Source organism: Lentibacillus salinarum (assembly GCF_042679865.1).
Taxonomy (GTDB): Bacteria; Bacillota; Bacilli; order Bacillales; family Amphibacillaceae; genus Lentibacillus; species Lentibacillus salinarum.
The window spans coordinates 55,086-80,634 of sequence record NZ_JBHTNH010000024.1 but is presented as its reverse complement, the minus strand read 5'-3'; the positions used below and the strand labels follow the sequence as shown (position 1 = coordinate 80,634).

At 44.8% G+C, this 25,549-nt stretch carries 20 protein-coding genes; 19 read left to right on the top strand and 1 reads right to left on the bottom strand.

The window, feature by feature from the left end; translation table 11 throughout:
- Positions 1-70: 70 nt before the first annotated feature.
- From dnaE to ACFQ4A_RS11185, 8 genes are all read left to right on the top strand, one after another.
- Entirely contained in the window at positions 71-3,454 is a 3,384-nt protein-coding gene (gene dnaE / locus ACFQ4A_RS11220) for a DNA polymerase III subunit alpha (protein WP_382400598.1), read from the top strand.
- A gap of 255 nt (positions 3,455-3,709) precedes the next feature.
- A complete protein-coding gene (locus tag ACFQ4A_RS11215) occupies positions 3,710-4,909 on the top strand; it encodes an NAD(P)-dependent malic enzyme (protein WP_382400731.1) in 1,200 nt (399 codons plus the stop codon).
- Positions 4,910-4,959: 50 nt separating this feature from the next.
- On the top strand, positions 4,960-5,658 hold the full coding sequence (locus tag ACFQ4A_RS11210; RefSeq protein ID WP_382400596.1) for a FadR/GntR family transcriptional regulator: 699 nt from the start codon (positions 4,960-4,962) through the stop codon (positions 5,656-5,658).
- Positions 5,659-5,755: 97 nt separating this feature from the next.
- Positions 5,756-6,616 (top strand): acetyl-CoA carboxylase, carboxyltransferase subunit beta, encoded by an 861-nt coding sequence (gene accD, locus ACFQ4A_RS11205; protein ID WP_382400594.1) that lies wholly within the window; start codon positions 5,756-5,758, stop codon positions 6,614-6,616.
- Positions 6,613-7,569, top strand: coding sequence for an acetyl-CoA carboxylase carboxyl transferase subunit alpha (gene accA / locus ACFQ4A_RS11200; protein WP_382400592.1), 957 nt, complete (start codon positions 6,613-6,615; stop codon positions 7,567-7,569). The genes accD and accA overlap by 4 nt, the downstream gene beginning before the upstream one ends.
- Before the next feature lie 296 nt (positions 7,570-7,865).
- The gene (gene pfkA, locus ACFQ4A_RS11195) at positions 7,866-8,825 is read left to right on the top strand and encodes a 6-phosphofructokinase (protein WP_382400590.1); all 960 of its coding nucleotides are present in this window, start codon (positions 7,866-7,868) and stop codon (positions 8,823-8,825) included.
- A gap of 20 nt (positions 8,826-8,845) precedes the next feature.
- Positions 8,846-10,606: a pyruvate kinase gene (gene pyk / locus ACFQ4A_RS11190; protein ID WP_382400588.1), complete on the top strand. Its 1,761-nt coding sequence runs from the start codon at positions 8,846-8,848 to the stop codon at positions 10,604-10,606.
- Positions 10,607-10,707: 101 nt separating this feature from the next.
- Positions 10,708-11,094, top strand: a complete 387-nt coding sequence (locus tag ACFQ4A_RS11185; protein WP_382400586.1) for an FxsA family protein — start codon at positions 10,708-10,710, stop codon at positions 11,092-11,094.
- Positions 11,095-11,098: 4 nt separating this feature from the next.
- Here the strand turns inward: ACFQ4A_RS11185 and ytvI are convergent, their stop codons facing one another.
- Positions 11,099-12,208 carry a sporulation integral membrane protein YtvI gene (gene ytvI / locus ACFQ4A_RS11180; protein ID WP_382400584.1) on the bottom strand — a complete coding sequence of 370 codons (1,110 nt, stop codon included), beginning with the start codon at positions 12,206-12,208 and terminating at the stop codon, positions 11,099-11,101.
- Positions 12,209-12,486: 278 nt separating this feature from the next.
- On the opposite strand from ytvI, the gene citZ reads away from it, so the two are divergent.
- The 11 genes from citZ (at position 12,487) to nrdR (ending at position 25,522) form a co-directional block, all read left to right on the top strand.
- On the top strand, positions 12,487-13,602 hold the full coding sequence (gene citZ / locus ACFQ4A_RS11175) for a citrate synthase (protein WP_382400582.1): 1,116 nt from the start codon (positions 12,487-12,489) through the stop codon (positions 13,600-13,602).
- A 97-nt stretch (positions 13,603-13,699) separates the two neighbouring features.
- A complete protein-coding gene (icd, locus tag ACFQ4A_RS11170; RefSeq protein ID WP_382400580.1) occupies positions 13,700-14,971 on the top strand; it encodes an NADP-dependent isocitrate dehydrogenase in 1,272 nt (423 codons plus the stop codon).
- 21 nt (positions 14,972-14,992) lie between these two features.
- Positions 14,993-15,931 carry a malate dehydrogenase gene (gene mdh, locus ACFQ4A_RS11165; protein ID WP_382400578.1) on the top strand — a complete coding sequence of 313 codons (939 nt, stop codon included), beginning with the start codon at positions 14,993-14,995 and terminating at the stop codon, positions 15,929-15,931.
- Between the two features lie 448 nt (positions 15,932-16,379).
- Positions 16,380-17,072: a response regulator transcription factor gene (locus ACFQ4A_RS11160; protein ID WP_382400576.1), complete on the top strand. Its 693-nt coding sequence runs from the start codon at positions 16,380-16,382 to the stop codon at positions 17,070-17,072.
- Positions 17,072-18,454, top strand: coding sequence for a two-component system histidine kinase PnpS (gene pnpS / locus ACFQ4A_RS11155; RefSeq protein WP_382400729.1), 1,383 nt, complete (start codon positions 17,072-17,074; stop codon positions 18,452-18,454). The genes ACFQ4A_RS11160 and pnpS overlap by 1 nt, the downstream gene beginning before the upstream one ends.
- 66 nt (positions 18,455-18,520) lie before the next feature.
- On the top strand, positions 18,521-21,160 hold the full coding sequence (polA, locus tag ACFQ4A_RS11150; RefSeq protein WP_382400574.1) for a DNA polymerase I: 2,640 nt from the start codon (positions 18,521-18,523) through the stop codon (positions 21,158-21,160).
- A gap of 12 nt (positions 21,161-21,172) precedes the next feature.
- Positions 21,173-22,003: a DNA-formamidopyrimidine glycosylase gene (gene mutM / locus ACFQ4A_RS11145; RefSeq protein ID WP_382400572.1), complete on the top strand. Its 831-nt coding sequence runs from the start codon at positions 21,173-21,175 to the stop codon at positions 22,001-22,003.
- Positions 22,004-22,012: 9 nt separating this feature from the next.
- The gene (coaE, locus tag ACFQ4A_RS11140) at positions 22,013-22,612 is read left to right on the top strand and encodes a dephospho-CoA kinase (protein WP_382400570.1); all 600 of its coding nucleotides are present in this window, start codon (positions 22,013-22,015) and stop codon (positions 22,610-22,612) included.
- 411 nt (positions 22,613-23,023) lie between these two features.
- Entirely contained in the window at positions 23,024-24,055 is a 1,032-nt protein-coding gene (locus ACFQ4A_RS11135) for a glyceraldehyde-3-phosphate dehydrogenase (RefSeq protein WP_382400568.1), read from the top strand.
- A 576-nt stretch (positions 24,056-24,631) separates the two neighbouring features.
- Positions 24,632-25,021: a cytosolic protein gene (locus ACFQ4A_RS11130; protein WP_382400566.1), complete on the top strand. Its 390-nt coding sequence runs from the start codon at positions 24,632-24,634 to the stop codon at positions 25,019-25,021.
- Positions 25,022-25,051: 30 nt separating this feature from the next.
- Positions 25,052-25,522, top strand: coding sequence for a transcriptional regulator NrdR (nrdR, locus tag ACFQ4A_RS11125; RefSeq protein ID WP_382400564.1), 471 nt, complete (start codon positions 25,052-25,054; stop codon positions 25,520-25,522).
- Positions 25,523-25,549: the final 27 nt, after the last annotated feature.

The window sequence follows — 25,549 nt, the reverse complement described above, 5'->3', positions numbered from 1 at the left end:
GGAAAATGGCTAACATGCAGCTTTTTATAGGAATAGCTATAATAAAGATACTTAAGAGAGGGGGGATAGCATGTCATTTACCCATTTACTGGTTCGCAGCGGGTACAGTTTTATGAACAGCACGATTACCATTGATAAACTGGCTTCCAAAGCACGGGAACGGCAATTCAATGCGCTGGCACTCACGGATGAACATGTATTATATGGTGCTATCCCATTTTATAAAGCATGTCAGCAGAATGGGATTAAGCCAATCATCGGGATGCACGTTAAGATGGCCACCGACGACGACGAATCGGATACGTGTGTTCTGCTGGCTAAAAATAACCACGGGTACCGGAATCTGATCAGGCTGAGCACGCACATCCAATTATCCCAAAAAGACCGTATCAGTCACTCAGAGATGGCATCCTACAGTGATGATTTGATATGTATTGTCGTGACCGCCGATTCGAAACTGGGATCAATATTGCCTGCGGAATCATTTGATAGGGTAAAAGAATACCTAGATACGACCTGGCATATGTTTGATAGGGATCATTTTTATCTTGGCGTTCAGGATCATGGTCTCCGAAATGAACGGTTTATCAATCAAGCCGTAAAAGCTTTCCAGGAGACGTATCAGATCAAGGCTGTATTGCTGAACGATGTCCGGTATCTGGATGAAAAGGATGATATCGCCTATGACTGTTTACGTGCCATGAAACATGACAAAAAATGGCCATTGAGGATTACAGATACCAGTGTAAAACAGCGTCACTTGCGCTCGGCTGACGAGATGAAGCAGCTGTATGAAGGCGACTGGCCGGCTGCCATTCGTGAAACTGAAATGATTGCTGACACATGTGATGTTACTTTGGATTTTGATCAGACGATGCTTCCATCCTATCCTGTCCCGAAACAGATGGATGCGTCTGCATACCTTGAAATGATATGCTGGGAAAACGCGAAACAAACATATGCTGTGCTTACTAAAGAAATTAAAGATCGTCTTAAATATGAACTGCAGATTATCCAGTCGATGCAGTTCAGTGATTATTTTTTAATTGTCTGGGATTTTATCGCTTATGCCAAAAACCGGAATATTTTAGTGGGCCCTGGGCGTGGATCAGCTGCCGGATCGCTCGTTGCGTACGTACTCGGGATAACTGAAATTGATCCAGTTGAACATGATTTGCTGTTTGAGCGTTTCCTCAACCCTGAGCGGATTACGATGCCGGATATCGATATTGACTTTTCGGATCACAGACGGGATGAGGTAATCGATTATGTTCGCGAAACGTATGGCGAGGACCATGTTGCACAAATCATCACGTTTGGTACGTTTGCGGCAAGATCGCTGCTAAGGGAACTGATGAAAACGATGGCTATTGAACAGGAAGATGCTTCCTTTATTTTAAAAAACATTCCTGTCCAGGCGAAACAGCCAATCGCGTCATATATCAGGGAATCTGACGAATTGCAGCAATATATCAGGCAATCGGACAAACTGAAGGTGTTATTTACGGTCGCAGCGAAACTGGAGGGACTTCCGAGACATATGTCTACCCATGCCGCTGGTGTCGTGATCAGTGAAGAGCCGCTCGTTAATCATGTCCCGTTAACAGTCGGGACCCATGAAACACATTTGACCCAGTTTGCTATGAATGATCTTGAAGCAATCGGCTTGTTGAAAATGGATTTTCTCGGACTGCGCAATTTAACACTCTTGGAACGTATTCTGCAGACCATCCGTTATACTGAAAACCGCACCATGACGTTAGCGGATATCCCGGATGAAGATGGCCCAACTTATGATTTGCTGCAAAAAGGCAGGACGAATGGTGTTTTTCAATTGGAGTCTCAGGGCATGAAGCAACTGCTGAACCGACTAAAGCCAACAACGTTTGAAGATATCGTGGCCGTCAATGCTTTGTTCCGGCCGGGCCCGATGGAAAATATACCGGTTTACATTGATCGGAAACATGGCAGAGAAGCGGTCGACTATCCGCACCCTGACCTGGAACCGATTTTAAAGAAAACATATGGTGTTCTGATTTATCAGGAACAAATTATGCAAATCGCGCATCAAATCGCCGGGTTTTCACTGGGCCAGGCTGATATTTTGCGCCGGGCGGTGAGTAAAAAAGACCAGCGAGTGATGGATGAACAACAGGCTGCCTTTATTGAGGGCTGTTTGGCTAATGGCTACAGTGAACGTATTGCCGAGGAAATATTTCAATGGATTGTCAAATTTTCCAATTATGGGTTTAATAGGAGTCATGCGGTTGCTTATAGTAAAATCGCTTATCAGCTTGCCTACTTGAAGACCCATTATCCTGCTGCCTTTTTCGCGGAATTGCTGAGTTCAGCAGGGGGGCAGCAGGATAAGTTGACGCTATATATCAAAGAATTAACAGAATTGGGGTTGGGATTGGTCCCCCCCTCGATCAACAAAAGTTTTGGCAAATATTCCGTGGAAAATCGGCAAATCCGTATGGGTTTTATGGCTATTAAAGGGATTGGTCGTCAGGTGATTAACGAAATTATCCAGGTGCGGCGGGAAGGCGTCTTTAAAAGTTTGTTTGATTTTTGTTTGCGTGTGTCGCTGACAGTAATCAACCGCAGAACAATGGAAACGCTCATTATGGCTGGTGCCTTTGATGACCTTTATGCCAATCGTGCCAGTTTGTTAGCATCACTTGATCAGGCTATGGAACAGGGCGAGCTGTTCAAGGAATTCAGCGGTCAATCAAGCCTATTTCAGGACAAACTTGATCTGGAAGAACGTTATGTGGCGATAGAAGAGTTCAGTCTGATGAAGAAACTGCGTGATGAAAAGGAGCTGCTCGGCCTGTATGTTTCCAGTCATCCGTTTACCCAATACCGGGCTATATTGAAGAAAACTGGTTATACCACGATGGAAGATGCGCCAAATTTAACCGGAAAACGAAATGTGAAAAGTGCCGGAATCGTTCAAACCATCAAACCAATCCGTACCAGACGGGGGGACCCGATGGCATTTTTGACGATTGGTGATGAGACAGGCGACATGGAGGCGGTCGTCTTTCCGGATCTGTACAGGGAGATTCATCGTTGGCTTTCTGAAGACATGCTCGTGACGTTTGCCGGTACGGTTGAAAGCCGGAATAACCAATTGCAATGGATCTTAACCCGTTTGGATGTTTTTAGGGAAGCGGATTGGAAAATCAATCAGAATCAGCGTTTATTTATTAAAATAACGGAAGATAATGGGAATAATGCGTTAGCAGCCATTCGAACGGTAGCCGGCAAATATCCTGGCAGAACACCTGTTATAATCTATAATCAGCATGAGCGTACTACTTATCAATTATCCCACGCTTATTTATTGCAGCCTGATAAGGCATGTCTTGAATCGTTGCAAAACCGTTTTGGAATGGACAATGTGGTATTGGATAATGCCAGCGATCATAACCATTCACCAGGACCCTGAACAGACGATGTGATGGTTTAAAGATGTTAAAGACGATGAGGTAAGAAAGTGTATGAGAAGCTTTCTTTCTTCTTTACACAGGGAAGTCATCTGTTATAATGAAATCATTAAGTGGTCAGACCACCCTGTCTGTTTTAAAGTGAGTTTTTTTATATAACTTGCTTGATGCGGATGACATCCTGCCTGTCTTGGACAACCTATAAAGGAGTGAGCCATGTGCCAAATTTAAGAGATGAAGCATTGCACATTCATAAGATGAATAAAGGTAAACTTTCAACCGAAGCGAAAGTGCCCGTTCGGAATGCACGGGATTTAAGCTTAGCCTATTCGCCAGGTGTGGCCGAACCGTGTAAGGAGATCTATGACCATAAAGATGCCGTTTACGATTACACGATGAAAGGCAATATGGTTGCGGTTGTAAGTGACGGATCTGCTGTCCTTGGTCTTGGCAATATTGGGGCTGAAGCGGCAATGCCTGTCATGGAAGGAAAATCTGTTCTGTTCAAAAGTTTTGCCGGCGTGGATTCGTTTCCGATTTGTCTGGACACCCATGAGGTTGAAAAAATCGTTGAGACCGTGAAGCTGATGGAGCCGACTTTTGGCGGTGTCAACCTCGAGGATATTGCAGCACCGAATTGCTTCATTATCGAAGAACGGCTGAAAAAAGAAACGAATATCCCAATTTTTCACGATGATCAGCATGGAACAGCCATTGTGACAGTTGCTGGACTGATCAATGCGCTGAAATTGGCAGGCAAGTCATTTTCTGATATAAAAGTCGTCGCAAATGGAGCAGGCGCTGCGGGAATCGCTATTATTAAATTGTTATATCACTTTGGTGTGCGGGACATGATCATGTGCGATTCCAAAGGTGCGATTTATGAAACCCGACCATACGGCATGAATGAAGTCAAGGAAGAAGTCGCCAAAATGACGAACAAAGATAAGCAGGAAGGCTCGCTCGAAGAAATATTGGAAGACGCAGATGTGTTCATCGGTGTATCGGTTGGCGGGCTGTTGTCCCAGGATATGGTCCGGAAAATGAAAGATGATCCGATTATTTTTGCTATGGCCAATCCCGAACCCGAAATTATGCCGGATGACGCCAAAGAAGTTGGTGTAAAGGTTATCGGCACCGGCCGCTCCGATTTTCCGAACCAGGTTAATAATGTCCTCGCATTTCCTGGTATTTTCCGGGGTGCGCTAGATGTCCAGGCAACCCGGATCAATGAAAAAATGAAAGTGGCTGCAGCTGAAGCCATTGCCTCCCTGATACCGGAAGACATGTTATCAGAGGATTATGTTATACCAGAGCCCTTTGATTCGAGAGTTGCACCACTGGTTGCATCACGTGTTGCGCAGGCAGCCATGGAATCCGGTGTGGCAAGAATCGATGTCAATCCGGAAGACGTAGCCGAGAAAACACGGAAGCTGACACATATAGATAAGGCATAATGCCCTGTTATCAAACTGGTCAAACATTTGCAGGAGGACCGATCGGCTAAATGCCGATCCGACCTTCTCAAGAGAGGGCGCTTTTTCGTATTTTTGAACAACCTTTAAAAGGAGTGACGCCGGCTGTGTCCATGTCACCGAAGCAAAAGGTTTATCAGGGTGTTTTACAGGAACTCCGCAAGTATATTGACGCGCATGATTTGAGGCCGGGCGATAAAATTCCGTCTGAGCGTGAGCTGTCCGAAACGTTGCAGGCAGGAAGATCTTCCGTCCGTGAAGCACTAAGGGCCATGGAGTTGCTAGGATTAGTTGAAACAAGACATGGAGAAGGTACATTTATAAGCCAGTACCGGCCGTATCACTCAGTCGAGGTGCTGTCGTCATTTATTCTGCAGGAGACGAATACACGGCATGATCTGTTGTTTGCCAAAAAGATTATCGAAAAAGAGGCAGCCAGAATTGCTTATGATTATATTCATGAAGCGGATATTGAGCAATTGCATGGCATTATCCATGACACCACATTACGCAGCAATGAAAGACATGCGGCTTTTTTCCAATATTTATTTTATAAAACGGAAAACTTGTTACTTGCGAAGGTTTGGCAGCTAATGGATGAATTTTCCTATGCTATTTCCAGTCTCGCCTATGAACCATCATTCTATCTAGAACTTATAAAACTTTATCAAACCCGACATTATGACAAGATAGAGGAATTATTTTATAGATTGCCAACTGAAAAAAAATGAATGTCGGTTGACAGTTTGTGACATCCTTTTTGCTGGCTGTTTAGTATAGTAAACGAAGTGTTTTGCTCGTCCTGTTGTGACCAAAGGAGGAATTCCCTTGCTTAAGGATTTTTTTGGCAAGAAAAAGAAATATGCGACCATTCCGAGCGAACAAAGCAAGCTCGATATTCCGGAAGGTTTAATGAAAAAGTGTACGAACTGTCATAAAATCTATTATCGAAAAGAAATGAACAAAAACAACAACGTCTGCCCAAACTGTGATTATCACCATCCGTTGACAGCTTGGGAGCGAATTTACAGTATACTTGATGAAGGGACATTTACGGAATGGGACAGTGACCTGACATCGACCAACCCGCTAGAATTCCCCGGATATGAGGAAAAAATTGCGAAAGATCGTGATAAAACCGGTCTGAATGAAAGCGTGGTAACCGGTAAAGGATCAATTGACGGACAACCCGCCGCTTTCACGGTCATGGATGCCGGTTTTCGGATGGGAAGCATGGGGTCAGCCGTTGGTGAAAAAATCGCCCGTGCGATTGAGAGGGCCAACGATGCCTCACTACCGTTCATTATTTTTACTGCTTCCGGTGGTGCGAGAATGCAGGAAGGCGTTTTAAGTCTCATGCAAATGGCGAAAACCTCTGTTGCTGTCAAGCGTTTTTCTGAAGCAGGCGGTTTGATGATTTCGGTTATGACCCATCCGACGACAGGTGGCGTATCGGCCAGTTTTGCCTCAATCGGGGATTATAATATTGCCGAACCCGGTGCCCTGATTGGTTTTGCCGGACAGCGTATTATCGAACAGACGATTAATGAGAAGTTGCCGGATGATTTCCAGACAGCCGAATTTTTATTAAATCACGGCCAGCTTGACAAAGTTGTCCACCGTCATGAAATGAAGCCCCTTTTGACAACGTTGCTTTCCATACACCGGAAAGGCGGGGAAAATGTATGAAATATGCGCTGGACTTTGAAAAACCGATTGTGAATCTCAGAGAAAAGATTGCTGAGCTGAAATCCTTTACGACTGATAGTGACATCGACCTGTCAAAAGAAATCAGCACACTGGAAAAGCGTCTGGAAGTGCTGGAAAACGATATTTACGGTAACCTGCAGCCATGGCAGCGTGTCCAGATGGCACGGCACCAGGAACGTCCGACGACGTTGGATTACATAGGTGAATTATTCACGAATTTTATTGAGTTCCATGGTGACCGTTTATATGGGGATGACGAGGCGATTGTATCAGGGGTAGCTTTGTACCAGGGCAAGCCGATTACAGTGATTGGTCATCAGCGCGGCCGTGATACAAAAGAAAATATTCGCCGCAACTTCGGTATGCCGCATCCGGAAGGGTACCGGAAAGCATTGCGACATATGCATCAGGCTGAAAAGTTTAACCGGCCGATTATTAGTTTTATTGATACGAAAGGTGCTTACCCGGGGAAAGCCGCCGAAGAACGCGGTCAGAGTGAAGCCATTGCGCGAAATCTGATGGAAATGGCCGGTCTCAAGGTCCCGATTATATGCATTGTTATTGGTGAAGGCGGAAGCGGCGGCGCCCTCGGATTGGGTGTCGGGGACCATATCCATATGCTGGAGAATTCGACGTACTCGGTTATTTCACCGGAAGGGGCAGCTGCTTTACTTTGGAAGGATTCCGGCCTGGCACAGCAGGCAGCGGAAAACATGAAAATCACGTCGTATGATTTAAAGGAGCTTGATGTGGTTGACGAGATTATTCCGGAGCCCAGAGGTGGTGCCCATCGTGATATCACAGTACAGGCTGAATACATTGAAGCCGTTCTGGCGAAATCATTACAACAGTTGACAGACTTTTCTCCAGGTGAATTACTTGAAAATAGATGGGAAAAATATCAAAAAATAGGTGAGTATAAACAGCTTTAGCAGGTTAAAGAGGTTGACATGCGTCAACCTCTTTTCCACTTAAAGTGCGTGTCCAAAACGTATGGTGAAAAACAGACTTGATTGCTCCGTTCTGTTACGGCAATGGTTTGACCACCCTTAACCACATAGTAAAATAATTGATATTTTTGCTGTTTACAATTATCTTGGATATAGTGATTAAGAAAAAAGATGGCTTATCGCCAGGTCTATGTGGCTAAAGCCTTCGTTGCACTTATGCCTATTGGAAATGCTAAAATATTCTATAGGCCAACGAACGAAAGACATGAGGTGACAGTATGAATAAAATTGGCGTTTTGACAAGCGGCGGTGATGCGCCGGGGATGAATGCCGCAATACGAGCGGTTGTAAGAAAAGCAATTTATCACCAGATCGACATATACGGGATTAAAAATGGCTTTCAGGGTCTCATCGATGGCAATATTGAAAAGATGGATATTGGGTCTGTCGGCGATATCATTCAGCGCGGCGGGACCATATTGCGTTCTGCTAGGTGCCAGGAATTCGAGACGGATGACGGGCAAAACAAAGGAATTGAGCAGATGAAAAAGCATGGCATTGAAGGTCTGATTGTTATCGGCGGTGACGGGAGTTTTCGCGGCGCCCAAAAACTGACCGAAAAAGGCTATCCATGTATTGGCATCCCCGGAACCATTGACAATGACATTGCTGGGACTGATTTTACCGTCGGGTTTGATACGGCACTGAATACCGTCATTGAGGCAATTGACAAAATACGCGATACCGCTTCATCCCATGAACGGACATTTATCATTGAGGTAATGGGCAGGGATGCAGGTGATCTCGCACTCTGGGCCGGACTTGCTGACGGTGCGGAAAGCATTCTTATCCCTGAAAAAAAGGATGAGCTGCAGGAGGTTATCAACCGCCTCAGACGTGGTCAGGAACGCGGCAAGAAACATAGTATCATCATTCTCGCAGAAGGTGTCGGCAGTGCCTTTGACTATGCGGAAAAAATCAAGGAATCAGCTGATTTGGAGACACGCGTGACGGTATTGGGTCATATTCAGCGCGGCGGATCGCCAACAGCATCTGACCGTGTGCTGGCAAGCCGTCTCGGTGCACAAGCCGTTGACCTGCTTTTGAGCGGTGAGGCGGGAAGAATAGCAGGGATTCAAAATAATCGATTGGTTCACCATGATATATCGGAAGTTTTAGCAGAAAAACACATGATTGATATGGAGATGTATCAACTTTCCAAGGAACTGTCGATATAAGTTGTAAAGGAGGCGCTGGAATGCGAAAAACAAAAATTGTGTGCACGATCGGGCCTGCATCGGAATCGGTCGATACATTGACAAAGCTGATTGAGGCCGGCATGAACGTCGCTCGTTTGAATTTTTCCCATGGTGATTTTGCAGAACATGCTAGCCGGATTCAAAACATTCGGGAGGCAGCAGCTAAAACAGGGAAAACAATCGCGATTCTTCTTGATACAAAAGGACCGGAAATCAGGACGGGAACATTTCAAAACGGTAAGGCGGAGATTGAGAAAGACAGCACGGTGCATGTGACGATGGATGATGTGGAAGGTACAGCTGAACGCTTCTCGGTCACTTATAAGGGGTTGGCTGATGATGTACATACCGGTTCTAAGATATTGCTTGATGACGGGTTGATTGAACTGGAAGTACTTGATGTTGACCAGGAAAGTAAAGAAGTGAAAACAAAAGCATTGAACTCAGGTATCATCAAAAATAAGAAAGGTGTCAATGTACCGAATGTCCGTGTCAATTTACCCGGCATTACTGGAAAGGATGCCCGGGATATCGAGTTTGGCATTGAACAGGGCGTTGATTTTATTGCGGCATCTTTTGTTCGCCGCCCATCAGACATACTGGAAATACAGGAATTGCTTGAAGAACATGATGCCACACACATTAAAGTTATTCCGAAAATCGAGAATCAGGAAGGGATTGATAATATTGAGTCAATCCTGGAAGTGAGCAACGGCCTGATGGTAGCACGTGGCGATCTTGGTGTGGAAACGCCGGCAGAAGATGTGCCGCTTGTCCAGAAAGAGCTGATTGCCAAATGCAACACAGCCGGAAAACCGGTTATTACAGCAACCCAAATGCTTGATTCCATGCAGCGGAATCCGAGACCAACAAGGGCTGAGGCATCCGACGTGGCCAATGCGATTTTTGACGGGACAGATGCCATTATGTTATCGGGTGAAACGGCTGCAGGCGACTATCCGGTTGAATCGGTGCAGACGATGAGCAGCATAGCGTTAAAGGCGGAAACCGCACTGGATCATAAGCTGATTCTTGAAGACCGGTCCAAATCGGTTGATATGACAATTACAGACGCCATCAGCCAATCGGTAACACATACGGCCATGAATTTGTCGGTCAGCGCCATCATTACCCCGACGGAGAGCGGTCATACGGCCAGAATGATTACAAAATATCGGCCGGAAGCCCCGATTATTGCCGTTACGTTTCATGAAAGTGTCAACCGCCAATTGGCACTCGTGTGGGGAGTTCATGCCGTCATGGGCAGCAAAGCGGATTCCACCGATGACATGATGGACATTGCGATTGACCAGGGACTGAGCACCAACCTATTCGAACGGGGAAGCAGAGTGATCATAACCGCTGGCGTTCCGATTGGTGAAAGCGGCACGACCAACTTAATGAAAATTCACGTGATTGGTGATGTCATGGCAAAAGGGCAGGGCATCGGACGCGGCAGTGCTTACGGAAAAGCTGTTATTGCTGGAAGTGCGGCCGAAGCCATCGAAAAAGTGTCGGATAATGATATCCTGGTCACTTATGGAACGGACCGTGATATGATGGAAGCCGTCGAAAAAGCAGGTGGAATCGTGACGGTAGAAGGTGGTCTGACCTCTCATGCTGCTGTTGTCGGATTGAGTCTTGGCATACCGGTCATTGTTGGTGTTAAAGATGTTTTCGATAAAATTCAGGACGGGGAAGATATTACGATTGACGGTGCAAAAGGCGATATTTACGAAGGACATGCCAGGGTATTATAAGATCTGGCTTCCACGGGCTTTTCAATGTGTCAAAAAGAAGTGAAAAGGGATGGGACCGGCGGAACAGCCGATTCCAAAACCGGATAAAAGGGGGAGCAAACATGCGGTGGTTACTTCTGGCGTTAATCATCCTACCTGCAATTGAAATTGGCGTATTCATCTGGGCTGGCGGCATCATTGGCCCATGGTGGGTCGTGGCGTTGATTATTTTCACCGGGGTTGCCGGCGTAGCACTTGCCCGGAAAGAAGGCTTCGAAGCGTGGCGAAGAGCCCAGATGGCGGTTAACAATGGCCAGCCACCGGGTCGAGCCATAGTTGATGGCATCTGCATTTTTGTCGGTGGGATTTTCCTGTTTTCCCCAGGGTTTGTTACCGATATAGCCGGTTTTATGTTAGTACTTCCCTTCACCCGTGGTCCTTTTCAACGAATGCTGGAAAGGTTTCTGCGGGACCGGGCGGCCAAAGGGACCATTATTTATCGGAGATGATAAATCAGGCCCCTTTGATAAACCGCCATGCCTGGTGGAAAACGCCCGCCTGATAAAGGGCATTTCCAATAATAATGAGAAAAGGCCCTATTAATACCCCGAGCACTCCCCATATTTGAATACCAATAAAAAGGGCCAGCAACGTGACGAGTGGATACAGTCCTATACCATTGGCGATAAGTTTCGGTTCCAGTAATTGACGCTGAATGACGATAATCATATATAAAATCGCTAAACCAATCGTCAGGGAATAGTCGGCTGTCAAAAACAGGTAAACGATCCACGGAATAAAGATAAGGCCTGTCCCAATGAAAGGCAATAGATCGGCTAATGTGGCGATTAGTGTTATCGTTAACGCATGGTTGATCTGCAGCACCACAAGGCCGGTTAAAATGGTTGCAGCAGTTATGGACATGAGCAGCAGCTGTGCTTTTATATAGCCGGAAAATGCTTTTTGTAAATGATTCCAAACACGGCTGCCTGTCTCAAGCACTGTTTTTGGAATCATTTTTTTGCTGCTTTCAACCAGCAGATTCCAATCTTTCATGATGAAAAAAGCTGCCAGAATCGTAAACAGAAAAAACGTGATGGAACCTGGTAGGATGGTCAATGTTTGTTGTACCTGTAGAAGCAGATAGTTAAGCATATCCGTACCAAAAGACGCAAACTGGCGAATAAACTGGTGCATGCTTTCATTGATGCTGTTCTGCTGCTCAGGGCTTAGCGTATGAAAAAAAGAAGCAAGGTTATGATATAGTGGCAGGAGGTGTTCGTTAATCACCCCTTCCACTAAAAATACGAATGAGCGGAAATGTGCCGGGATGAAATCGGCTAAATAGGCCGTTCCATGAATCAGTTCGGAAATGAACAGGATGATTAACCCGATAATGCCGGAAATGGTCATTGACAGTACACTAAATACAGCGAGACCACGCGGCATTTTCAGCGTATTTTGCAAAAATGTAACGACAGGATTCAAAACAAATGAAAGAATGACGGCCAGAAAAAAAGGGTAAACATATGGCAGAACATAGTATATAAGGAAGTATGAAGCGATAGCAGCTGTTATAACAACACAGCATCTTAATATCTGGTACACCCTTTGCTTGTACAATTGGACCCCTCCTGATCATGATCCTGCACTATCTTATTTATGATAGACAACGATAAAATAGACTCAGTACAGTTATTTTAGGTTTGAAAATGCATCGTGAGGGTTAATCAAGCAAAAATGTTGTTGATTTTAATCGGTTTCAATTCACATTAGGCAAAATATACTTTATAATTGGCGATGGGGATGGCAATGTTATCTGTAAAAATATTGTCAAATGTAATAACTGATTACTTAATCCTAAGTTAACGGACAATTCATAGAAAAGGAGAGGGTTTGTTATGGCATCAGCAAAAGGGCTGGAAGGGATTGTTGCAACACAATCATCCATCAGTTCCATTATCGATGACCAGCTGACTTACGTCGGGTATACAATTGATGAGCTGGCGGAAAATTCCAGCTTTGAAGAAGTCATTTATTTATTATGGAATTTAAAGTTACCGACACAATCAGAATTGGATGAACTTAAGACTGATTTGGCTGCCAATATGGAATTACCCGAAGCCATTATCGAGCATTTACGGTCGTATGATTTATCAACTGTCCATCCGATGGCGGCGTTGCGCTCTGCTGTATCTATTTTAGGCTTATATGATGAAGAAGCTGACGTGATGGATGAAGTGGCTAATAAACGTAAAGCTGTCCGGCTCCAGGCCAAAATTGCTACGATTGTAGCGGCGTTTGCCCGTATCCGTAAAGGTCAGGAACCGGTTAAACCGAAAAGGAACCTGGGGTTTGCAGCTAACTTCTTGTATATGCTGAATGATGAGGAGCCGAAAGATATTGAAGAAGAAGCCATCAACAAAGCACTTATTCTTCATGCCGATCATGAGCTGAACGCATCAACATTTACAGCACGTGTTTGTGTTGCGACACTGTCAGATATTTATTCCGGCGTCACCGCGGCAATCGGTGCGTTAAAAGGACCACTTCACGGTGGCGCGAATGAGCGGGTAATGGCTATGCTTACTGAAATTGGAGACGAAGAAAATGCCATTCCGTATATTAAAGAAAAATTTGCCAACAAGGAAAAAATTATGGGTATGGGGCACCGTGTCTACAAAAATGGTGATCCGCGTGCCAAATATCTGAGAGATATGTCTAAAGAATTGACGAAAATTACCGGACAGTCAAAATGGTATAATATGTCCGTGAAGATTGAAGCGTTTATAAAAGAGGAAAAGGGTCTGCCGGCCAATGTGGATTTTTATTCAGCTTCTGTTTACCACAGTCTTGGCATTGATCATGACCTGTTCACACCAATCTTTGCAACAAGCCGTGTATCCGGCTGGCTGGCACATATCCTTGAACAATATGATAACAACCGCCTCATCCGCCCGCGCGCCGAATATGTCGGACCGAAAACGCGGGAATATACAGCGATTGAAAACCGTTGAATATCGTACACCCAGTGGGGGAAGTACACCCAGCTGAATGAAGTTTCACTTTATGATAAACTGATTATGAATGAAGATGAATTGGAGGTATTTTTTTATGACAAAAGGTGAAAAAATTACTGTCGAAAACGGTAGGATGAATGTTCCAAATCATCCGATTGTTCCTTTCATTGAAGGTGATGGAACCGGGCCGGATATTTGGGCTGCAGCACGCCGGGTAATCGAAGCAGCTGTTGAAAAAGCCTATAATGGTGAAAAGCAGATTGAATGGACAGAAGTCTATGCCGGGCAAAAAGCCTATGACAAAACCGGTGAATGGCTTCCGGATGACACGCTAAAAACAATCGACGAATATAAAATTGCCATCAAAGGCCCTCTTACAACGCCAATTGGTGGCGGAATTCGTTCCCTGAATGTTGCGTTGCGCCAGGAATTGGATTTATTCACGTGCTTGCGACCGGTCCGTTACTTCAGTGGTGTACCGTCCCCTGTTAAGCGTCCGGAAGATGTGGATATGGCGATTTTCCGTGAAAATACAGAAGATATTTATGCCGGAATCGAATGGCAAGAAGGTTCGGACGATGTTAAAAAAGTCATCAACTTCCTGCAAAATGACATGGGCGTCAATAATATTCGTTTCCCTGAAACATCCGGAATCGGTGTCAAACCGGTATCTGAGGAAGGAACGAAACGTCTGGTACGAGCTGCAATCAACTATGCACTTAATGAAGGTCGTCAAAGTGTTACTTTAGTACATAAAGGTAACATCATGAAATTCACCGAAGGCTCCTTCAAGAATTGGGGCTATGAAGTAGCTGAACAGGAGTACGGTGACAAAGTATTCACATGGGCTGAATATGACCGTATCGTTGAAAAAGAAGGCAAAGAAGCGGCCAATAAAGCACAGGATGAAGCCGTGGCTGCTGGCAAACTTCTTGTCAAGGATGCCATTGCCGATATCTTCCTGCAACAGATTTTGACCCGTCCGAAAGAATTTGATGTTGTTGCGACAATGAACCTGAATGGTGACTATATTTCCGATGCACTGGCAGCACAGGTCGGCGGTATCGGTATCGCACCGGGAGCGAATATCAACTATGATACAGGCCATGCGATTTTTGAAGCAACACATGGCACAGCACCGAAATATGCCGGTATGGATAAAGTTAACCCGTCTTCGGTCATTCTTTCTGCTGTCCTGATGCTGGAACATCTTGAATGGCGAGAAGCTGCCAACCTGATCACCAAAGCAATGGATAAAACGATTGCTTCCAAAGTGGTCACATATGACTTTGCCCGCATGATGGACGGTGCCACTGAGGTGAAAACAAGCGAATTCGGTGATGAACTTATTAAAAATATGGACTAATCGCACGGAAGGAGAATTGGCATGGGTAGCAAACGTAAAAAGATATCCGTTATTGGCTCCGGTTTTACTGGCGCGACGGCTGCTTTAATGATCGCCCAAAAAGAACTAGGGGATGTCGTCCTCGTTGATGTTCCGGACAAGGAAAACCCGACAAAAGGCAAGGCATTGGATATGAAAGAGGCAAGTCCTGTCCAGGGTTTTGATGCTAATATCGTCGGCACTGCCAATTATGAAGACACAAAAGATTCCGACCTCGTGATCATTACAGCCGGTATCGCCCGCAAGCCAGGCATGAGCCGTGATGATCTTGTTAACACAAACGCAAAAATCATGAAAACCGTCACCCGGGATATCGTGACATATTCACCGGAGACAACGATCATCGTTCTAACCAACCCGGTTGACGCCATGACCTATTCTGTGTTCAAGGAATCCGGTTTCCCTAAAGAACGGGTCATCGGCCAATCCGGTGTTCTAGATACGGCCCGTTTCCGTACGTTCGTAGCGGAGGAACTAAACCTTTCCGTCAAGGACATTACCGGATTCGTACTCGGCGGCCACGGCGATGATATGGTGCCATTGATCCGTTATTCGTATGCAGGCGGCATCCCACTTGAGAAGCTGATTTCCAGGGATCGTCTTAACGAGATCATTGAGCGTACCCGCAAAGGCGGCGGGGAAATCGTTGGCCTGCTCGGTAACGGTAGTGCTTATTATGCACCGGCTGCTTCACTGACCGTTATGGCGGAAGCAATCTTGAAAGATCAGCGCCGTGTGCTTCCATCTATCGCCTATCTGGAAGGTGAATATGGTTATCATGATATTTATCTTGGTGTACCGACTGTCATCGGCGGCAATGGTCTGGAAGAAATCATTGAGCTTGACCTGACCGAGGATGAAAAAGCCCAATTGGATCAATCAGCCGATTCCGTGAAAAACGTCCTGAAAATATTAGAATAAACAAGAAGCTTCTTTTTACCTGTTGGTGAAAAGAAGCTTTTTTAAATGGAATGTTGGACGACGTTTTTAATACCGAAATCGGCTACTTCGTCGATTTCTTCCAATCCGACTTCTGATTGGCATTTGAAAAGACGCGTCAGCGTTTTTCTTATATTGCCGAGCCGGAATGATACCCATGTGGTCCCGTTGAATATCAGCATCAAGCACATGGTAATGCAGTTTTTTTGCGTATGGATTAGCAACAGCGCTTATTTTCTGATATAATATATAAAGCGCTTACATTAATCGAGGTATGATCTTGTGCTCGACAAAAAGCGAAAACTTGGCTATTAAATAAACGCGGTTATCAAACAGTGTAAATGAATCTTTACACTTTCTTCTGTTCACATTTCCCAGCATACATTGTAAGATAAAGACAGCAAAGATTTCCATGAAATGGGGGTTGTGAATGGGAAAGCGCATTTTGATAGTGGATGATGAAACGTCGATCGTGACGCTGTTAACTTTCAATCTGGAGCAGGCTGGTTTCCATACGGATAGCGCATATGATGGGGCAGAGGCTGTCGATAAAGCGGAAAGCACGGCATACGATTTGATCATTCTTGATCTGATGCTGCCGGAAATGGACGGCATGGACGTGTGCAGGCATCTCCGGTCAATCCGAATTGATACACCGATATTAATGCTGACAGCTAAAGATGAAGAGTCTGATAAAATTTTGGGACTGGAGCTTGGAGCCGATGACTATTTGACCAAACCGTTCAGCCCTAAAGAAGTCCTTGCCCGGGTTAAGGCAATTTTGCGGCGGAGCCAAAAGACAGAGGCACAGACCAACATGTCAATGCAAATCGCTGATTTAACGATCTATCCCGATCGCTATGAGGCTGAAATGAATGGTGGAATCCTGACATTCACACGGAAAGAATTTGAGCTCTTATACTATCTTGCTTCGCACAAAGGAAAAGTTCTATCAAGAGATCAGCTTTTAAGCGCGGTATGGCATTATGATTTTGCCGGGGATACCCGGATTGTGGATGTCCATATCAGCCATCTGCGTGAAAAAATAGAACCAAATACGAAAAAGCCGGCTTATATTAAAACAGTCAGGGGGCTTGGCTATAAATTGGAGCATCCAACATGATGAAGCCACTATTGACAAAACCATTATTACCATATCACGCCAGCCTGTTTTTGCTCATGACCTTAACAGGATTTGCATTAAGTACATTAGTGGATGAGTATATTATTCTTATTTCGATTCTGGTGGTGGAATATGTTATTCTGCTAATTATTTTGCTGCATGTCTATGATAAATATATGAAGCCTATCAGAAAAACATCACAAACCGTTGATGAACTGGTCAAGGGAAATTATCGGGCAAGAGTTCATCATTCGGCGGGCGGCAGCATAGGTGAGCTGAATAATAAACTAAATGTCCTTGCCCGGAATCTCAGTGAATTTCAAATCCAGGAGAAGGTACAGGAAGAACAGTTATCGACATTAATTGATAATACGCAAAGCGGTTTGGTGCTGGTCGATGAAAAAGGCTATATCCACTTGGTCAATCGGAAATTTCTCACGATGTTTGGCGGAAACGCGCACGACTATCAGGGTTTTTTATATTATGATGTGCTGGCCAATGAGACCATCCATGAAACCGTTCAGGATACGTTTTTGTATGAAAAAAATATGACATATTCATTCACCCAGATTATTGGCGTGGAGAAAAAGTACATTGAAATCGTCGGTGCGCCGATATTTAATGAGCGGAATATACTTAAAGGTGCTGTCCTGTTAATGTATGATATTACGCATTTGAAAAAGCTTGAGCTGATGCGTAAAGATTTTGTGGCTAACGTCTCACATGAACTGAAAACGCCGATCACCTCCATTACCGGGTTTGCTGAAACACTGAAGAACGGGGCTAAAAATGACCCGGCCTCCCTTGACAGGTTTTTGACGATCATTTATGACGAGAGCACCCGTATGCAAGGCTTAATTGAGGACTTACTGACATTGTCCAAGCTGGAAAAAGATGAATTTGAAATAACCCGGACAGTTGTTGATATGACTCAACTAGTCCAGGAAATCTTACCGGTCGTTGATCAGCGGGCCGAACAAAAAGGGATCACTTTAACGACGCATGTGGATGATAGCATAACAATCCAAGCGGATGCCGAACGTATCAAACAGGTTATGATTAACTTACTGACAAACGCCATCAGTTACACCTTAAAAGATGGCGATGTGAATTTGTCCATTACAGATGAAGGTGACACCGTTCACATTCAAGTATCAGATAATGGCATCGGCATCCCGGAAAAAGCCGTCCCAAGGATATTTGAACGATTTTACCGGGTGGATAAGGCCCGCAGCCGCAACACTGGTGGTACAGGATTAGGACTGGCGATTGTTAAACATATTATTGAAGTACATGACGGCTGTATTAACGTGGAAAGTGAACCTGAAAAAGGGTCTGTCTTTCATGTTTATTTGCCAAAATACGATCCGGCACTCTCTTAATGGGGGTGCTTTTTGTTATACTATGTTAAAATAATGATGATAACGGTAGGATCGGAGGAACATGCTATGAGCGATAAGCTAGTGCTGATTGACGGAAACAGTGTGATTTATCGGGCTTTTTTTGCCCTGCCATTATTGAATAATGATAAAGGTGTCTACACCAATGCCGTTTACGGCTTTACGAACATGCTGCTGAAAATTCTTGAGGACGAAAAGCCGACGCATATGCTCGTCGCGTTTGATGCCGGTAAAACGACGTTTCGTCATGAAACTTACCAAGACTATAAAGGCGGGCGGCAAAAGACACCGCCGGAATTATCAGAACAGATTCCACTTTTGAAAGAAGTGCTCGATGCGTTCCGGATCGCCCATTATCAGCTTGATTTATATGAGGCGGACGATATCATTGGCACCCTTTCGAGGCAGGCCCAGGAAAAAGATTGGGACGTCACCGTTATTTCCGGTGATAAAGACTTGCTTCAGCTTGTGTCGGACAAGGTTACTGTCAATTTGACAAAAAAAGGCATCAGTGACATTGAAGCCTATACACCAGCTTTCATGCAGGAAAAAATGGCGATTGCGCCTGAACAGATTATTGATCTGAAAGCATTAATGGGTGACAGCTCGGACAACATCCCCGGCGTTCCGGGTGTTGGTGAGAAAACGGCCACCAAACTGCTGAAACAATTTGACACCGTTGATAATGTGTATGAACATCTTGATGATGTGAGCGGCAAAAAGCTACAAGAGAAACTAGAAAACCATAAAGAAGAAGCCTTTATGAGCAAGCGACTTGTCATTATTGACCGTGATTCGCCGATTGAGGTGTCACTGGCTGACATGACATATGCGGGGTATCCGCAGACAGAGGTCAGTGCCATTTTCAAGGATTTGGGCTTCCAGTCCCTTCTGAACCGGATTGGTGATGAAGCGGAAGAAGCCACTGGAGAGCGTGAAGAACTGAGCGATATCGATTTTACCATCACCAATGAGGTAACCGAAGATATGCTGGGTGATGAAGCGGCACTAGTGCTGGAGATGCTTGATGACAATTACCATTATGGGAAAATTGAAGGGATCGGTGTGGTTAATCAGTCCAGTGCCTACTTCATTCCGACAGAAACAGCTGTTGCTTCCGAAGTATTTGCCACTTGGGCGACGGACAGCAGTAACTCGAAAATTGTGTTTGATGCCAAGAAAACACTTGTTGCTCTGTTGAATCAGGGGATTCACATCAAGGGCATCACGTTCGACATGCTGCTGGGCTCCTATTTGCTCAATCCGGCCGAAAACAACCATGATATCCCGGCTATAGCCCATCGAATGGGTGAGACGGATGTATTGTTTGATGAAGAAATATTTGGAAAAGGGGCGAAAATGAAGGTTCCGAAACAAGATAGTCTCAGTGAACATGTTGTCCGGAAAACAAGCGTCCTTTTTCAGATAAAAGACAAAATGAAAGAGCAGCTGAAAACGAATGAGCAATATGAACTGCTCAAAGAACTGGAAATGCCGCTTGCACTCATTTTAGGCAAAATGGAGCATACCGGTGTGCTGGTTGACATGGATCGCATTAAGGAAATGGGGGACGATCTGAAGCAGCGTCTGCATGATCTTGAGCAAGAAATATATGAATTGGCCGGTGAGGCGTTTAATTTAAATTCGCCGAAGCAGCTTGGCCCGATTTTGTTCGAAAAGCTCGGTCTGCCTGTCATCAAAAAGACGAAAACCGGGTATTCTACAGCAGCAGGTGTTTTGGAGCAGCTGCAAAATGAGCATGACATCATACCGAAATTGCTGTTGTACAGACAGCTCGGCAAACTGCAGTCAACCTACATCGCCGGTTTGCAGAAAGTCGTGGACAAAGATACACATAAAATCCATACACGCTTTAATCAGGCACTAACTCAGACCGGACGGCTAAGCTCAGTTGAACCCAATTTACAGAATATCCCGATACGGCTTGAGGAAGGGCGCAAAATTCGCCAGGCTTTCGTACCGTCGCAAAATGATTGGATCATGTTTGCAGCAGACTATTCACAGATTGAGTTGCGGGTGCTCGCACATATTGCGGGCGATGAAAAACTGGTGGAAGCATTTACGAACAATCTGGATATCCATACCCGGACAGCGATGGATGTGTTCCATGTTGACCGGGACGATGTCACAGCCAATATGCGCCGTCAGGCCAAGGCGGTAAACTTCGGGATTGTTTATGGCATCAGTGATTTCGGGCTATCGCAAAGTCTCGGCATCACACGTAAAGAAGCCAAACAATTCATTGAACGTTATTTTGAAAGTTATCCTGATGTTAAAGCGTATATGGATGATATTGTTCAGGAAGCGAAGCATCAGGGCTATGTGACAACATTAATGAAACGTAGGCGCTACTTGCCGGAGATCACAAGCCGGAATTTCAATCAGCGGTCATTTGCTGAGCGAACGGCGATGAATACGCCGATTCAAGGTAGTGCCGCCGATATCATTAAAAAAGCCATGATCGACTTACACGAAACATTGAAGGAAGAAAAACTAGAAGCACGGATGCTTTTGCAGGTTCACGACGAGTTGATTCTGGAAGCACCAAAAGAGGAAATCGAACAGCTGAAAGACATTGTGCCAGCGACGATGGAGAATACCGTGGATCTGGATGTGCCACTGAAAGTCGACTATGAATATGGTGCCAGCTGGTTTGATGCAAAGTAAGGGGAAGATGACATGCCGGAACTGCCAGAAGTTGAAACGATAAAAAACACACTCAAACGATTTGTACTTGATAAAACCATTATTGACGTATCAGTATTTTGGCCAAACATCATTAAACGGCCGGATGATATAGAACAGTTTAAGCACCTTTTAACGGGACAGACGATTCAGGCCATCAACCGTAAAGGCAAATTCCTGTTATTTGAACTGGATGATGCTATCCTGGTATCCCATTTGCGAATGGAAGGCAAGTACAATGTCCATCCGTCAGAAGAACCGGTCAAAAAACATACACACGTCATTTTTAAGTTCAGTAACGGTGAAGAACTTCGTTACAATGACGTGCGTAAATTTGGCACGATGCATGTGTTTGAAAAAGGTAATGAACTGAATCGTAAACCATTAAATCAACTGGGCCCTGACCCGTTTGACGACGCATTCACGGTTGATTATCTCTATCAGAAGCTGAAAAAAACCGATCGTGTGATCAAATCGGTGCTGCTGGATCAGACGGTTGTCGCCGGCCTTGGCAACATTTACGTTGATGAAACATTATTTAAAGCGAAAACTCATCCATTAAAAAAGGCGAACAAACTGAAGAAAAAAGAAGCTGAAGCCATTTGGGAAGCCGCGATCGTTACATTGAGAGAGGCAGTTGCCCTGGGAGGAACTACCATCCGTTCGTATGTGAACTCCCAGGGTGATATGGGCATGTTTCAACAGGAGCTGTTCGTCTATGGACAGGAAAACGAACCATGCAAAGAATGCGGTAAACCAGTCGTGAAAATGAAAATCGGCGGACGTGGGACACACGTTTGTGTTTCATGTCAAAAAATGAAGTGAGGATTGTAAATGACACGTGTTATCGGACTGACCGGGAGCATTGCAAGCGGTAAAAGCACCGTATCATTAATGTTCGATGATTTCGGTATCCCAGTAATTGATGCGGATAAAATATCGCGAGAAGTCGTCATGCCCGGCGAAAAAGCGTACAAACAGATTGTTGACACATTCGGTGAATCAATTTTGCGGGATGATCAATCAATCAACCGGAAGAAACTCGGGGCGGTTGTGTTCGAAGACGACAAAAAACGCAGGACATTAAATAGCATTGTGCACCCTGCAGTCCGCGAGAGAATGGTTGAACGACGGAATGGTTATGTCGAATCTGGTGTCAAAAGCGTTGTACTGGACATTCCATTGTTATTTGAAAGTCAACTAACGAACTTTGTGGATAAGACTGTCGTAGTCTACGTTGATGAACAAGTGCAGCTGAGTCGACTTATGGAACGTGACGGTTATTCAGAAAAAGAGGCCTATCAGCGGATTCACGCACAGATGCCAGTCAAAGAAAAAGCTGAACTGGCTGATGCGGTCATTGATAATAATGGGTCAAAGCATGATGCCTATCAGCAGCTGGAATCGTTGCTGCGGGAGTGGGATGTTGTGTAAATAAAACGGCTGGTTCAGAAATTATCCCTCTGGATTAGCCGTTTTTATTATTGTCAGATTATCAGGAGAAGCCATTAACTAAGCTGCCTTACAAAGCGCAGTGATACCTGCTCCTCGCCGGTTTCCGTCACGGCAGTCCTTCTATGCTGGTACACAAATCCCCGTGATTCATAGAAAGGGATTCCCAGGCGATTGCCTACCTGCATAGAATCCCACTGCTCCGATGCCCCTTGACAAATCTGTTCCTTGGTCAATGCGTAAGGTTGCGCCCCCCTGTAGCGATGTGTTTCATATCACATCTTATAAATCATAGAAGATTTTTTCCATAAAAAATGTCACATTCTCATTTTAATGTGTTATACTAATTACAACAGACCACTAAAAAGTATAACATATAATGGAGGATGACATATGTGCAAAACCCGGATTGCAATTAATGGATTTGGTCGTATCGGACGAATGGTTTTTCGTCAGGCGGTAAAAGATGATGCATTGGAAGTTGTGGCCATCAATGCCAACTATCCTCCCGAAACACTCGCACATTTAATTAAGTATGACAGTATTCACGGCATTTTTGACGGTGACGTGAAAGCGCTCCAAAACGGGCTGGAGGTAGATGGAAAACGTATTAATCTAGTCAGTTCACGTGAACCGGAAAACCTTCCATGGCAAGCGCATGAGATTGATATTGTTATAGAGGCAACAGGTAAATTCAAAACGAAAGAAGACGCCGGCCGCCATATCCAAGCAGGTGCTAAAAAGGTTGTCATTACAGCTCCCGGAAAGCAGGTCGACAAAACAATCGTTATGGGTGTAAATGAACAAACGTATAACCCGGAAGAAGATGAGGTCATTTCCAATGCTTCATGTACGACAAACTGTCTGGCACCGGTCGTCAAGGTACTGGATAATCACTTGACAATTATTAACGGCCTGATGACCACAGTGCACTCGTTCACCAACGACCAAAAGAATCTTGATAATCCGCATAAAGATTTGCGGCGTGCCCGTGGCTGCACACAATCGATCATTCCGACATCGACAGGCGCAGCGAAAGCGCTTGGTGAGGTGATGCCACAACTGGATGGAAAATTGCACGGCATGGCATTGCGGGTGCCGACACCGAATGTTTCGCTTGTTGACTTGGTCATTGACGTGGAAGAATCTGTTACAGCAAGCGAAATCAATGAACTTTTCCGAGATGCTTCGGAAAATGGCATGCATGGCATTATCAAATACAGCGATGAACCACTCGTATCGATTGATTATACAACAACAGAGTATTCTGCAATTATTGATGGGTTATCGACGATGGTGATGGATGACAGCAAGATTAAGATTTTGGCCTGGTATGATAATGAATGGGGTTATTCCAAACGGGTAGTGGATCTTACCCGCTATGTCGGAAATCATATCAACAACAGGCAGCCACAAGTTTCATGATGCCGATCATTATAAAAAAGATTGACCATTTTGACCTAAAAAATGCGTCAATCTTTTTTTGTTCCGTTAAAACTGAAAATCGTGTTACAATAAATAGACATATCATATATAATAGGTTTAAGAGGTTGTTCAAAAAGTCCGGTAAAAATGACACGTCGAATAGGGGACCTTCGACTAAATATCGATACGTCCTGTGTCGAACGTCGAAGTCACCACACACGCGAGAAGCTCGTTGGCTTGTTTCTCCGCTGCTCATGTATCTAAAGTCGCAGGGGACCTTCTGCTAAGACCGCCCACGTCAATAGCCAACTGCAGAAGTCACCACATCCTGTGGAAGCCCGCTCCTTGGAAAAGAAAACCACTTTTCCTGCGTGGGATGCGATTTCAGTGAAGCTTTTCTTGTGCTCGAAACGGCACCGCCTCGAACTTTCGACTCACAGGACGTGCTAGTGCAGGCGTTAGCGATTGTCGTCGCGAACTTAGCCTGCCGGTCCTTTTTATCCTCCTTTTTGAACACGCACTTTAAGAAGTTTGTTCGATAGTTTTTTTGATTTTCGCTGGGATGAGGTGCAGAAAATGTCATTTCGCCAAATAATTGCCAGGTATTTCAGTAATCACGCCGAGACCAATGAAATACATATGGATCCTTTATTGCAGACACACTACTATAAAATAACGGGTGAAAAAGGGATGGCGTTGCTGGAAAGCCTGTTTCAAAGCAATCCCAAATACCGTGTCAATGCCGTCTCCAACGAACGTGGTGAAATCAGTGCAACAATCATCAAAGGACGAAAGGCTTTCATTGTGGCGACGGTTATCATGGTGAGACCATACAGAACAGCGATCGATTTTTCGGTTACGACTGAGTCAGCCATGCCAATGGATTTTGGTTACAGTCATAAAGTGATTCAGCAATTGTATACATATGCCGATAAGGAATTGCCGTTGCTCGATAACAGAAACTGATGGCAGCATCAATGAATGGGGTTGGACAATATGCGATGTTCAAATTGCCAAAATAAAAGTACAAAAGTATTGGATTCACGTCCAATTGAAGAAGGGCACTCGATCCGCAGACGCCGGGAATGTGAACAGTGCGGCTTTCGGTTCACGACGTTTGAACGGATCGAAGAAGTACCATTAATTGTCGTCAAAAAAGATGGCACCAGACAGGAATACAGCCGTGAGAAGCTTATCCGCGGGTTAATCAAAGCCTGCGAAAAACGACCTGTTCCCCTCGAGAAAATCGAGGAAATCGCGATCGGTGTGGAGAAAGAACTGCGTAATACCGGGGTCTCAGAAGTGGATAGCAATGACATTGGTGAAATGGTGATGGAACGGCTTTCTGATGTTGATGAAGTCGCCTATGTCCGTTTTGCCTCTGTTTATCGCCAATTCAAAGATTTATCTGTGTTTCTTGACGAGCTGAAGGATTTGATTCAGTCTGATAAAGAACAATCCGATTAACACTTCAGTACATTGGATAAAGGAAAG